General features: G+C 31.6%; 15 protein-coding genes and 4 tRNA genes. 1 reads left to right on the top strand and 18 read right to left on the bottom strand.

Features of this window, described 5'->3' with window-relative positions; translation table 11 throughout:
- Nucleotides 1-9: 9 nt before the first annotated feature.
- The 15 genes from rpmC to Bamer462_RS00960 form a co-directional block, all read right to left on the bottom strand.
- Entirely contained in the window at nucleotides 10-216 is a 207-nt protein-coding gene (gene rpmC / locus Bamer462_RS01030; protein WP_500837851.1) for a 50S ribosomal protein L29, read from the bottom strand.
- Nucleotides 216-617, bottom strand: a complete 402-nt coding sequence (gene rplP, locus Bamer462_RS01025) for a 50S ribosomal protein L16 (RefSeq protein WP_500837976.1) — start codon at nucleotides 615-617, stop codon at nucleotides 216-218. Before rplP ends, rpmC begins: the two co-directional genes overlap by 1 nt.
- A 14-nt stretch (nucleotides 618-631) precedes the next feature.
- Entirely contained in the window at nucleotides 632-1,339 is a 708-nt protein-coding gene (gene rpsC / locus Bamer462_RS01020; RefSeq protein WP_500837850.1) for a 30S ribosomal protein S3, read from the bottom strand.
- A 33-nt stretch (nucleotides 1,340-1,372) separates the two neighbouring features.
- On the bottom strand, nucleotides 1,373-1,702 hold the full coding sequence (gene rplV, locus Bamer462_RS01015; RefSeq protein WP_500837975.1) for a 50S ribosomal protein L22: 330 nt from the start codon (nucleotides 1,700-1,702) through the stop codon (nucleotides 1,373-1,375).
- Between the two features lie 53 nt (nucleotides 1,703-1,755).
- Nucleotides 1,756-2,037 (bottom strand): 30S ribosomal protein S19, encoded by a 282-nt coding sequence (gene rpsS, locus Bamer462_RS01010; RefSeq protein WP_500837849.1) that lies wholly within the window; start codon nucleotides 2,035-2,037, stop codon nucleotides 1,756-1,758.
- A 26-nt stretch (nucleotides 2,038-2,063) separates the two neighbouring features.
- On the bottom strand, nucleotides 2,064-2,888 hold the full coding sequence (gene rplB, locus Bamer462_RS01005) for a 50S ribosomal protein L2 (protein WP_500837848.1): 825 nt from the start codon (nucleotides 2,886-2,888) through the stop codon (nucleotides 2,064-2,066).
- A gap of 23 nt (nucleotides 2,889-2,911) precedes the next feature.
- Nucleotides 2,912-3,214, bottom strand: coding sequence for a 50S ribosomal protein L23 (gene rplW, locus Bamer462_RS01000; RefSeq protein WP_500837847.1), 303 nt, complete (start codon nucleotides 3,212-3,214; stop codon nucleotides 2,912-2,914).
- The gene (rplD, locus tag Bamer462_RS00995) at nucleotides 3,211-3,843 is read right to left on the bottom strand and encodes a 50S ribosomal protein L4 (protein WP_500837846.1); all 633 of its coding nucleotides are present in this window, start codon (nucleotides 3,841-3,843) and stop codon (nucleotides 3,211-3,213) included. Before rplD ends, rplW begins: the two co-directional genes overlap by 4 nt.
- Before the next feature lie 13 nt (nucleotides 3,844-3,856).
- Nucleotides 3,857-4,492 (bottom strand): 50S ribosomal protein L3, encoded by a 636-nt coding sequence (gene rplC, locus Bamer462_RS00990; RefSeq protein WP_500837845.1) that lies wholly within the window; start codon nucleotides 4,490-4,492, stop codon nucleotides 3,857-3,859.
- A gap of 84 nt (nucleotides 4,493-4,576) precedes the next feature.
- Nucleotides 4,577-4,888, bottom strand: coding sequence for a 30S ribosomal protein S10 (gene rpsJ, locus Bamer462_RS00985; protein WP_500836735.1), 312 nt, complete (start codon nucleotides 4,886-4,888; stop codon nucleotides 4,577-4,579).
- A gap of 330 nt (nucleotides 4,889-5,218) precedes the next feature.
- Nucleotides 5,219-5,689 (bottom strand): bacterioferritin, encoded by a 471-nt coding sequence (gene bfr / locus Bamer462_RS00980; RefSeq protein ID WP_500837844.1) that lies wholly within the window; start codon nucleotides 5,687-5,689, stop codon nucleotides 5,219-5,221.
- A gap of 132 nt (nucleotides 5,690-5,821) precedes the next feature.
- A tRNA-Thr gene (locus Bamer462_RS00975) sits at nucleotides 5,822-5,894 on the bottom strand.
- Nucleotides 5,895-5,919: 25 nt separating this feature from the next.
- Nucleotides 5,920-5,991, bottom strand: a tRNA-Gly gene (locus tag Bamer462_RS00970).
- A gap of 68 nt (nucleotides 5,992-6,059) precedes the next feature.
- Nucleotides 6,060-6,141 (bottom strand) — tRNA-Tyr (locus Bamer462_RS00965).
- Between the two features lie 13 nt (nucleotides 6,142-6,154).
- Nucleotides 6,155-6,227: transfer RNA gene (locus tag Bamer462_RS00960), tRNA-Thr, on the bottom strand.
- A 291-nt stretch (nucleotides 6,228-6,518) separates the two neighbouring features.
- On the opposite strand from Bamer462_RS00960, the gene coaA reads away from it, so the two are divergent.
- The gene (coaA, locus tag Bamer462_RS00955; RefSeq protein WP_500837843.1) at nucleotides 6,519-7,460 is read left to right on the top strand and encodes a type I pantothenate kinase; all 942 of its coding nucleotides are present in this window, start codon (nucleotides 6,519-6,521) and stop codon (nucleotides 7,458-7,460) included.
- Between the two features lie 53 nt (nucleotides 7,461-7,513).
- On the opposite strand, the gene Bamer462_RS00950 is transcribed toward coaA, so the two are convergent.
- From Bamer462_RS00950 to clpB, 3 genes are all read right to left on the bottom strand, one after another.
- Nucleotides 7,514-8,236 carry a biotin--[acetyl-CoA-carboxylase] ligase gene (locus tag Bamer462_RS00950; RefSeq protein ID WP_500837842.1) on the bottom strand — a complete coding sequence of 241 codons (723 nt, stop codon included), beginning with the start codon at nucleotides 8,234-8,236 and terminating at the stop codon, nucleotides 7,514-7,516.
- A 243-nt stretch (nucleotides 8,237-8,479) separates the two neighbouring features.
- Entirely contained in the window at nucleotides 8,480-9,529 is a 1,050-nt protein-coding gene (gene murB, locus Bamer462_RS00945) for a UDP-N-acetylmuramate dehydrogenase (protein WP_500837841.1), read from the bottom strand.
- A 382-nt stretch (nucleotides 9,530-9,911) separates the two neighbouring features.
- Nucleotides 9,912-12,485 (bottom strand): ATP-dependent chaperone ClpB, encoded by a 2,574-nt coding sequence (gene clpB / locus Bamer462_RS00940; protein WP_500837840.1) that lies wholly within the window; start codon nucleotides 12,483-12,485, stop codon nucleotides 9,912-9,914.
- Between the last annotated feature and the right edge of the window lie 16 nt (nucleotides 12,486-12,501).

The following is a 12,501-nucleotide window of genomic DNA, read 5'->3' as shown; positions in this document are numbered from 1 at the left end:
TACTCTCCTTTATATTTTTTTATTTTTAGATATATAATTTTTGATAGATGCTATATTACGACGCACCTTTTTTAATAAATGCAACTGCTTTAACTGACCTAATTTTGCTTGCACACGTAAATTAAAATGTTCACGTAACACATTTATTAATTCTGATGGGAACGACGTAACAATATTATTTTTTTTTTGATTTGATGATTTCATAATGTTATTCATTATCTTCCTATTAAAGTAGTTTTTACAGGTAACTTTGATGCGCCTAATTTAAAAGCATTGTATGCCAACTCTTGCGATACTCCGTTTATTTCATATAATATTTTTCCCGGTTGAATTAATGCAACCCAATATTCCACGTTACCTTTTCCTTTCCCCATGCGTACCTCGAGAGGTTTTTTAGTAATAGGTTTATCTGGAAATACACGAATCCATATTTTTCCTTGACGCTTTACAGCACGACTTATGGCGCGCCGTGCTGCTTCTATTTGACAAGATTTTAGTCGTCCGCGACTAACAGCTTTTAAAGCAAATTCACCAAAACTAATATTGTCGTTTACTTTTATTCCTCGGTTACGCCCTTTATGCATTTTACGAAACTTTGTGCGCTTTGGTTGCAGCAACATCGTATTATCCTTTATGTGCGAGTTTTATGTTTTTTTTTGACAACATTATTAATCGATTGATCCAATAAATACCCTGCATTAAGTAATACATCTCCTAAAATTTCACCTTTAAATATCCATACTTTAATGCCAATCACACCATATGTAGTATGTGCTTCTGCAAAACTATAATCAATATCAGCACGCAAAGTATGTAATGGAACACGTCCTTCTCTATACCATTCAGTACGAGCGATCTCAGCTCCGCTTAATCTTCCGCTTACTTCTACTTTAATTCCTTTAGCACCTAAGCGCATAGCGCTTTGAACGACACGTTTCATTGCTCGCCTGAAAATTACTCTACGTTCTAATTGAGATGCAATATTATCAGCTAACAACTTAGCATCTAATTCTGGCTTACGAACCTCAGCAATATTAAGTTGCGTTGGAACACCAGAAATCTTTGCTATATTTTTACGTAATTTTTCAATATCCTCCCCTTTCTTTCCAATTATAAGACCAGGCCTAGCTGTATAAACAGTTACTCTTATGCTCTTGGCAGGACGTTCAATAATTATACGAGATACTAAAGCTTTTGAAAGTTTCTGCATCAAAAACTGACGTACCTTAAAATCACTATCTAAATTATCAGAAAAATCTTTGTTATTTGCATACCAAGTAGAATGCCACGCCTTGGTAATACCCAAACGCACACCATTTGGATGTACCTTTTGACCCATTTTAAACACTCCGTCCATTTAAATCTAATTTTTTTAATTAGATACTACTATAGTAAGATGACTTGTTCGTTTCATAATTTTATCTGATCTTCCTTTAGCACGTGGCATAACTCTTTTAATAGTAGGACCATTATCTACAAAAATTTTAATAACTTTTAAGTTATTAATATTCGAACCATCGTTATGTTCCGCATTAGCAATAGCAGACTCTAAAGTCTTTTTTACTAATTCAGCGGATTTTTTATTGGTATACTTTAAAATATTCAATGCCTGTGATACTTTTTTTCCTCGTACCGTATTAATTACTAAACGAAGTTTTTGAGCGGAAGAACGAATATAACAACATCTCGCAATTGTTTGCATACCAGAAAATCCTTTATAGTACATCTTATTTTAAGATGACAATCTTATATTATTTAATAATGTTTTTTTATTTTCTTATCAACCGAATGACCACGATACGTGCGAGTTGGAGCGAATTCACCTAATTTATGCCCAACCATTTCATCTAATATGAATATAGGTATGTGTTGACGTCCGTTATGCACTGACACAGTTAACCCGATCATTCTTGGAAATATCGTTGATCGCCGTGACCAAGTTTTAATAGGTTTTTTATCGCCTGTTTCTATTGCTTTCTCCACTTTTTTTAGAAGATGCAGGTCAATAAACGGTCCTTTCTTAATAGAACGCGACATAAACTTCCTTCCTAATCTTTCAAATTTTATTTACTACGATGAGACAATATAAACCTATTTGTACGCTTGTTACTACGTGTTTTTTTTCCTTTAGTTTGCATTCCCCAAGGAGATACGGGATGTTTCCCGAAATTTTTACCTTCTCCACCTCCATGAGGATGATCAATTGGATTCATGGCTGTGCCACGAACAGTAGGACGAGTACCGCGCCATCTATTAGCACCAGCTTTACCTAACATACGCAACATATGCTCAGAATTACCAACTTCTCCCACGGTTGCTCGGCATTCACAACGAATCTTTCTTATTTCACCAGACCGCAAACGAAGTATCATATATCCTCCATCCCGAGCCACAATTTGTACGTAAGATCCTGCAGAGCGCGCTAATTGCCCCCCTTTTCCTAATTTCATTTCTACATTATGAATAATAGATCCTATTGGAATATTACTCATAGGCAAAGCATTTCCTGGTTTTATTGGAACGTTTACTCCAGAACTGATGACATCTCCTATTTTTATATCTTTTGGAGCTAAAATATAACGATACTCCCCATCTCTGTATGACAGCAATGCTATATTTGCCGAACGATTGGGATCATATTCTAAACGTTTTATTACAGCTGGAATCCCGTCTTTATTGCGTTTAAAATCAAGTATTCGATAACGTTTTTTATGCCCCCCCCCGATATGACGCACAGTAATACGACCGTAATTATTACGCCCTCCTGATTTATTATTTTTATTAGATAACAATGAGGAATAGGGATGTCCTTTATATAATCCAAAGTTAACTAATTTATTCGCATGTCGTCTACCCGGAGAAGTCGGATCACATTTAATAATAGGCATCTCTTTTGATTTTCCGTATTTATCTATTCTACTTTATCAATAAAATCTATTTTTTGGCCTTTTTCTAAAACAACATATGCTTTTTTCCAGTTACTACGACGACCAATCTTATTAGCCTTACCTTTAGATTTTCCTGAGACTACTATAGTGTTTATAGTATCTACTTTTACAGAAAACAACATATTTACAGCATTTTTAATATCTGTTTTAGTTGCGTCTTTTGCTACTTTAAAAACAACAGTATTATGCCGATCTGATTTGATAGATGTTTTTTCAGAAATATGCGTAGATCGCAATATCTTTAATAAACGCTCTTGATAAATCATACCAATTGATGCTCAATTTTTTTGATAACACTATCATCAAATAAAGTAATATTAAAATTTATTAAACTTACTGGATCTATATGTGTTGCAGTACGTACTTCTATTTTGTAAATATTACGTGATGCTAAAAACAAATTTTTATCCAAAACATCGGTAAAAATCAATATACTTCTTTTTGATGTTATTGTATGCAATCTTTTTAATAATAATTTAGTTTTTGGTTCTTCTATAAATAAATTTCTTATCAAAAACAGACGATTATCATTGACTAATTTAGATAAAATACTTTTTATTGCCCCTCTATACATTTTTTTATTTATTTTTTGTTTATATAATTTAGGCTTAGCTGCAAATGTTACCCCCCCAGAACGCCAAATAGGGCTGTTCACTGATCCAGAACGTGCACGCCCAGTACCTTTTTGACGCCAAGGTTTTTTATTAGAACCTGAAACTTCAGATCGACTTTTTTGAGACCGAGTACCTTGACGAGAATTAGTCAAATAAGAAGAAACAACTTGATGTATCAATTCCGGATTAAAAGGGCACCTAAAAATTTCATCAGATACAGAAATCTTAATTAACTCTGACACACTAATTTCTGTCGAAAAATCCTTCACTTCTAATTCCATTTATATTTTCTCTCTAATGTTGTATTTTAATAGATTTTTTAATAATTAAATTACCACCAATTGTTCCTGGAACAGCGCCTTTAATTAATAATAAATTACGTTTTATATCGACGTTAATAACGTCTAAATTTTGTACTGTAACCTTATAATTGCCTAATTGACCCGCCATTTTCTTACCTTTGAAGACTTTACCAGGAGTCTGATTCTGACCAATAGACCCAGGAGCTCTATGAGATAGAGAATTACCATGACTTGCATCTTGCATATGAAAGTTCCAACGTTTTACTGTACCTGAAAAACCTTTTCCTTTGGAAATTCCTGTAATATCGACTTTTCTGATATTCTCAAAAACTTGTATAGTAATAATATCCCCCACTAATACCTTAGTTCCAATCGCACAACGAAACTCCCACAGCCCACGCCCAGCATCAGTTCCTGATTTTATCATATGCCCTGCTGTTGGTCTGTTAATACGATTAAAATTTTTGACACCAGTAGTGACTTGAATAGCACAATATCTATCACTTTCGACATTCTTTATTTGTGTTACACGATTCGGTATGATTTCAATCATAGTTACAGGAATAGATACACCATCTTTATCAAACAATCGAGTCATGCCCAATTTGCGACCAATTAGACCTTGCATGATTACAGATATAACCCCTCTTGTTTTTACTTAAAAATTTCTTTTTTATCTCTATGTGTATATTAAAGTCTACGTACTACTACATTAACCAAGACTAATTTGTACATCTACTCCCGCCGCTAAATCTAATCGCATTAAAGCATCTACTGTTTTATCAGTAGGTTCCACGATATCTATTAAACGTTTATGAGTTCTTATCTCATATTGATCTCTTGCGTCTTTATTGACATGCGGAGAAATTAAAACAGTAAATCGTTCTTTTTTAGTTGGCAATGGAATGGGCCCATGTACTTGCGCCCCAGTACGCTTGGCAGTCTCCACAATCTCTACGGTTGACTTATCTATCAACCGATGATCAAATGCTTTTAAACGAATACGGATCCTTTGATTCTGCATATTTGAATATAGAACTCCAAAATTAATAATTCATAAATAACTTTACATATAATCTTCATGTTATTTTTTTAATAATTGAATAATACAAAATTAATAGATAAAACACTCCTATTTTGGGTACTTTATAACATGTAAAAATCTTTTTCTTTCCGTAATCGAATATGCCAATCAACTTTTCTTATTTTCTGTAAAAAAATATCACTATACTAGAGTGTATCAGTAAACAAATAAAAAACAAGATCAATTTGAAATAAAATTTACACGCTTAGCAGAAAAATTCTCAACATCAAAACCATACAAATAACGTATAATATTCAGATGATATCAAGATTATTTTTTCAGCTGAGATTGTATATAATTATGCATACCAATCTTTATCATGAGATTTAGTTCTGTTTCTAAAAAATCAATATGTTTTTCTTCGTCTTTAAGAATTTGTATCATTATATCTTTAGATATATAGTCTTGTATTGAATCGGCATATTTAATACCTTTTCGTAAATTGTCAATGCTATGATATTCTAAACTAAGATCAGTGCGGAAAATATCTTCAATATTTTTTTTAATATTTAATGGATCAAATTTTCTTAAGGTAGGCATGCCTTCTAAAAATAAAATACGTTTTGCGTACAAATCCGCATGATCTAATTCATCCATACATTCTTGATACTCTATATTGTCAAGACGTTCTAATCCCCAATTTTTAAAAATTTTGGCATGTAAAAAATATTGGTTTACAGCGATCAACTCATCGCTCAACAAATTATTAAGATGAATAATAATATGATCATCTCCTTTCATAAAATCTCCTAAATTATGTTGTACATATTTATATGTATTAATTTTTTTAATTAAAAATTAAATTGTTATCAAAATCAGTATCGCTGTAAACATACTTGCTTTTCGCCCTTTATAAAAATCGGTTATATGTTGTGCTGATAAGCAGATTCGAACTGCTGGCCTCACCCTTACCAAGGATGTGCTCTACCGTCTGAGCTATATCAGCATAGCCCAGCATACCCTGCTGTATAAGCGGACAGCGGGAATTGAACCCACATCATCAACTTGGAAGGTTGAGGTAATAGCCATTATACGATGCCCGCTATATAATAAAAATTGCATAATACCTATGTTTTAAAACAATAGGTCGCTTATTTCGCATGATTAAAAATGATGGGGGAAGGATTTGAACCTTCGAAGTCTACGACGACAGATTTACAGTCTGCTCCCTTTAGCCACTCGGGAACCCCATCAAAAAATTATAGATGCCGGCAAAAGGATTCGAACCTTTGATCTACTGATTACAAATCAGTTGCTCTTCCTATTGAGCTACACCGGCACACATCAACGTTATGTAAAAAATAATGCCGACTTAACTTATATTAATAATATATATGTTTAAACGCAACTTCTATTACACTATTGTATTTGAGATAATAAAATTATTCAAAACATTTATATGAAAAAATTAATATTATTTTTTAATAACACAGAAATTATTATTCATTTAATAACGCTACTACTATAATGCATAATTATTATTTATAATAATTAAATCCTTTTTTTGATCCAGTATTTATATGGAAATTTGTTCTATAAAATAAACGTTTATCTATGATAGTAAAACAATATGTTACATGCTTCATCTCCGCCATTTTTAACTTTTAATCGTAAAGAATGGGCATCTCTCCGAGATAATGTACCATTAACATTATCTCGGAGAGAAATTCTAAATTTAAGAGAAATAAATAATAATCTTTCTATGAATGAAGTAATAGAAATTTACTTACCCTTATCTAAATTAATTAACCTATATATTTGTGCAAATATAAGACGGCAAAATATTTTAAAACAATTTTTAAGCACTCAAGCGCAACACATACCATATGTTATAGGTATTGCTGGTAGTGTTGCCGTAGGAAAAAGCACTACGGCAAGAGTATTGCAAGCACTACTTAGTAGATGGCCTGAACACCGTATTGTAGAATTAGTCACAACTGATGGTTTCTTACATTCTAATAAAATACTAAAGAAACGCCATTTAATGAAAAAAAAAGGTTTTCCCCAATCTTATGATATCACTAGTCTAGTGAATTTTATTTCTAAAATTAAATCTGGAGTTCAATCAACAACAATTCCTGTGTATTCCCACATGATATATGATATTGTTCCTAATGTTCATCAGATAATTTACAAACCAGATATTCTTATTTTAGAAGGATTAAATATCCTACAAACTCATCACGATTATTGTTATCGTTCACCTTGTATTTTTATCTCTGATTTTGTTGATTTTTCTATTTATGTTGATGCTCCAGAATATTTACTACAAGAATGGTATATCGATAGATTTTTAAAATTTTGTTACACTACTTTTTCTTACCCTAATTCTTATTTTTATCGTTATGCTCAATTATCTAAAAACAAAGTAATGTCCATAGCTTCACAATTATGGACTAAAATAAATGGACTCAATTTGCAAGAAAACATTTTACCTACTCGGGAACGCGCAAATTTAATTTTAAAAAAAGGCGTGAATCACACAATAAATAACGTTCAATTAAGAAAATAACAATGATTCATCTATCCAAAATATTTTTCTAAAATTTAACAAATTTATGTGTTTCAAGACACATAAACAGAAATATTATCACCTAAATAATAACATATTGAACCTGCCTGCTCTACTATTAACGCTCCATGCATGTTTACTCCAATAACTGTACCATCATATATTTCACGGTCATCAATTAATAATGTGACCCGTTTATGACATAAACAATCAAAAATCTTCCAATAATAAATAAACGGTGCAAATCCTAAAATCATAAAATCTTTTAATTCCTTACGCAATACATTAACAAGTGTTGCCACCAAAATATTTCGATCCAGCATGACTCCAATATCTTTTAGATCAATCCAGTTTCTACCAATTTTAGCATTTAATGTGGTATGAGTACGCATAGATAAATTAATACCAATACCTATTATTATATGAGTCATGCTATTAGTTCTTGTTATAATTTCAATTAAAATTCCTGCTAATTTTCGTCCATGAATATATAAATCATTAGGCCATTTAACTTTAATCTGAGATACACCGAAATTCTTTAATATTCTCGCTACAACCACACTTACCATTAAACTAAATGCAATAATTGTTGGGGGAGTCTGATTTAATTGCCAATAAATAGATAAACAAATACCTTCTCCAAAAGGCGTGACCCAAATTTTATCACGTCTTCCTCTGCCTCGTGTTTGATATTCTGTAACGCAAGCATCACCGGGTCTTATATATGGAATGTTATCTATTATATATTGATTAGTTGAATTAATTTCACGTAGCACAATTATCCGAGGACAGGATAATTGTGCTAAAATCTGAGATTCATTTAAGCCAGAAGAACATCTGGTAAAATTAAAATTTTTATTATACCTTAACAAAATTTTCAAATCTCCAAAAATAAATCAATATTTATGTTTTGATTCCTATCAAATCCTTATAATCCCAGATTAATTTATAAATTACGTTAAATATAACAAGCGCTCAAAATGCATCCGACTTAATTTTTTCAAATAAAATACACATATTTAACTGTTTATGTATGTAGTAAACAGTTTTTGTGGATCTATTTCTCCGTAATTACCAATTAATCTCACTTCAGGTTCTAAATAAATATTGAACTGATCTGCAACCTTATTATATATATACAGAGCTAGCGCTGCAATTTCAGTTCCAGTAGCTATTTTCCTGCTATTTATCAATACTAGTGCCTGCTGAGAATGCACCGATGCCTCCCCAAAAACACAACCTTTTAATTGACAATATTCTATTAACCACCCCGCTGACAATTTTATTCTTCCATCTTTTTGATAAAAATAAGGCATGTTTGGGTAAATTTTCAATAAACAATGCGCTATTTTAGCATCTATTATTGGATTTTTAAAAAAACTACCAGCATTCCCTACTAAAATAGGATCTGGTAATTTTTTACGTCTAATCATATTAATGAAATTAAAAACTTGACGAGGGGTAATATAACGTTTATTTAAATGAGTTAATTCATGATAATCTAATATAGGTTTCCACTGTTTGCGTAATCTCAATCCCACAAACACAATAGCATATCTCTCTAAACAATTTCTAAAAATACTATCTCTATATTTGAAATCACACTCAGCACAAGTGAAGCGAATTTTTTTTCCATTATATAAGTCTATAGCATCTACGTACTCACATACCTGAGATAACTCAATCCCATAAGCCCCAATGTTTTGAATTGGAGCAGCCCCTACATATCCTGGAATACATGCTAAATTTTCTAATCCCGGTATATTTTTTTTAATAGTATAAGCCACCAATTTATCCCATTTTTCTCCAGCTCCAACATGGAGTTGCCATGCCATTTTATTTTCAGTAATAAAAATACCTTTTATCCTGTTTAATAATATTGTACCAGTATAATTTGCTAAAAATAAAATATTACTACCCTCTCCTAAAATGAGAACAGAGTTACCTTTATTATAAGTTTCTCTCCAAAATTTTAACAATGTACGTTCATTATGTACTGTGGCTATACGGTTAGCAAATACATTCACTGAAAAAGTATTTAACGATTTTAATCGAATATGATGCTTCATATATTTATTTATTTTTAATAAAAAATATTAGATATATATCCCTATAACAAATGTTGAATTCTATCTTTCCATATCATTAGAAATTCAAATTATAGGAATAAAATACATATGCGCGCTATTTTATTTTTTTCAAATATTATATAATATCGGTACCTATCTTTTTATGATGATAAAAAAATAATTATTTAATGCATAAACCTTTGATATGAAGCACCCACTTCAGATATATACTGAATCAATCAGTAACATAAAAACAACAAGTATAATCAATCGTAACACGCATAGCATATTGAGTATGAATGAAGCTTTCAATGCTAATATTCAAGATATTAGCATTGAAAGCTTTAAATAATTTAATTTTCAGCAATTTTTGCTATTCATTTCATTGAACAAAGACGATAGTATTATTTGCAATATCTAAAGTAATTTTCTTACCTGGCAACAATTGTCCAGATATTATCTTTTGAGATAACGGATTTTCAATATATTGTTGTATAGCACGTTTTAATGGTCGCGCACCATACATCGGGTCGAAACCAACTTTTGATAAAAATACTAAGACTTTGTTAGTAACATGAGTATTAAGATATCCTTTTTCTGCTAAACGATCGCACAAATACTGTAATTGAATATTAGCAATTTTAATAAGATTTTCAGGGCTCAGAGGATGAAATACCACTATTTCATCTATTCTATTAACAAATTCTGGACGAAAATGTTGATGCACTATATCTAATACTACAATTTTAACTTCTTGATAATCTATGACTCCGAAGCGTTTTTGAATCAAATCTGACCCCAAATTAGATGTCATAATAATAACAGTATTATTGAAATTTACCGTACGGCCATGCCCATCTGTTAATCTCCCATCATCCAAGACTTGTAATAATACATTAAAAATTTCCGCATGCGCTTTTTCTATTTCGTCTAATAAAATAACAGAATATGGTCGACGACGTATTGATTCGGTCAAATATCCACCTGATTCATACCCAATGTAACCAGGAGGAGCTCCTAATAATCTTGATATAGAATGTTTCTCCATAAATTCAGACATATCAATACGAACTATTGCGTTATTAGTATCAAATAAAAATACAGATAATGCCTTGCATAATTCAGTTTTACCTACCCCAGTGGGCCCTAAAAACATAAAAGAACCAATTGGACGTTTAAGATCGGATAACCCAGAGCGACTCCGACGAATAGCATTAGATATTGCTTTTACTGCTTCATGTTGCCCAACAACTAATTGATGTAAAGTATCTTCCATATGTAATAATTTATCTTTTTCACTAGCTAGCATTCGAGAAACAGGAATACCAGTCCACCGAGACAATACTGAGGCAATTTCTATATCAGTAACACAATTTCGTAAAAGACGTATTTTTTTGTTAGATTCTAATATTATAGCAAGCTTTTTTTCTAGTTCTGGAATCCTACCATATTGCAATTCAGACATATAAGCTAAATCTCCAATACGACGCGCTTGATCAATAGAAATTTTTGCTTGTTCTAAATCAGACTTAATACTTTGAGTATTAGATAACGAAACTTTTTCATTTTTCCATTCTTTTTCAAGACAAATATAATCTTGTTCTTTTTTCATTAATTCAGTAGTTAATACTTCTAACCGTTTCACACTAGCATTATCTGATTCCTTTTTTAATGCTTGCTGTTCCGATTTCAACTGCATAATACGTCGTTCTAATCTATCTAATTCTTCTGGTTTAGAATCTATTTGTATACGAATGCTAGAAGCAGCCTCATCAATCAAATCAATCGCTTTGTCTGGTAATTGACGATCAGAAACATACCGATGTGATAAAATTGCGGAAGCTACTATTGCTGGATCAGTAATATGAACATTGTGGTGTAATTCATAACGTTCTTTCAATCCACGCAGAATAGCTATAGTATCCTCAACGCTAGGTTCAGCAACAAATATTTTTTGAAAACGTCTTTCTAAAGCCGCATCCTTTTCAATATATTTACTATATTCGTCAAATGTAGTTGCTCCTACGCAATGTAATTCACCCCTAGCTAATCTTGGTTTTAACATATTGCTTGCATCCATTGCTCCATCCGATTTACCAGCTCCGACCATAATATGTAATTCATCAATAAACAAAATGACATTATTATTCTCTTTAGATACATCATTTAATACACTTTTTAAACGCTCTTCAAACTCCCCTCTATATTTCGATCCCGCTAATAATGACCCTATATCTAAAGCTAATATACGACTATTTTTCAATCCTTCCGGAACTTCACCATTAATAATACGTTGAGCTAATCCTTCTACGATAGCAGTCTTTCCCACGCCAGGTTGTCCTATAAGAACAGGATTATTTTTAGTACGCCTCTGTAATACTTGAATGGTGCGACGAATTTCTTCATCACGACCAATAACAGGATCAAGATTACCTTGTTCTGCAAATTTAGTTATATCCACAGTAAATTTTTGCAATGCTTGTCGTTGGGATTCTGATTTTTGATCATTAACTGAACGATCATTACGTACGTAGTCTATTGACTTTTTTATGTTTTCTAGAGTTAATCCAAATTTTTTTAATAAATCATTCAATTCTCCACGAGATTCCATAGCTGCTAAAATAAACATTTCTGATGCAATAAAAGTATCATTATATTTTTGCGCTAATTTATCACATAAATTCAACATTCTAATTAAATCGTAAGAACATTGAATATCTCCACCAACACCTTCTACTTTTGGCAAACAATCACATGCCTGTTCAACCAATATAGTCAGCCGAGAAACATTAAATCCAGCATGCATCAATATCTGATATACCGATCCACTGTTTTCTTTTAAAAAAGCAAGCATCACATGAATAGGTTCAAGAAACTGATTATCTTTTCTAAGTGCTATAGACTGAGCATCAGAAATAACCAATTGAAAATTATGAGTAAAACGATCTAATCGCATAATATTCATTTTCCTA

Source organism: Candidatus Blochmannia americanus (nom. nud.) (assembly GCF_059934915.1).
Note: the sequence above shows the minus strand (reverse complement) of the source record. Positions and strands in the feature narration are given on the sequence as shown.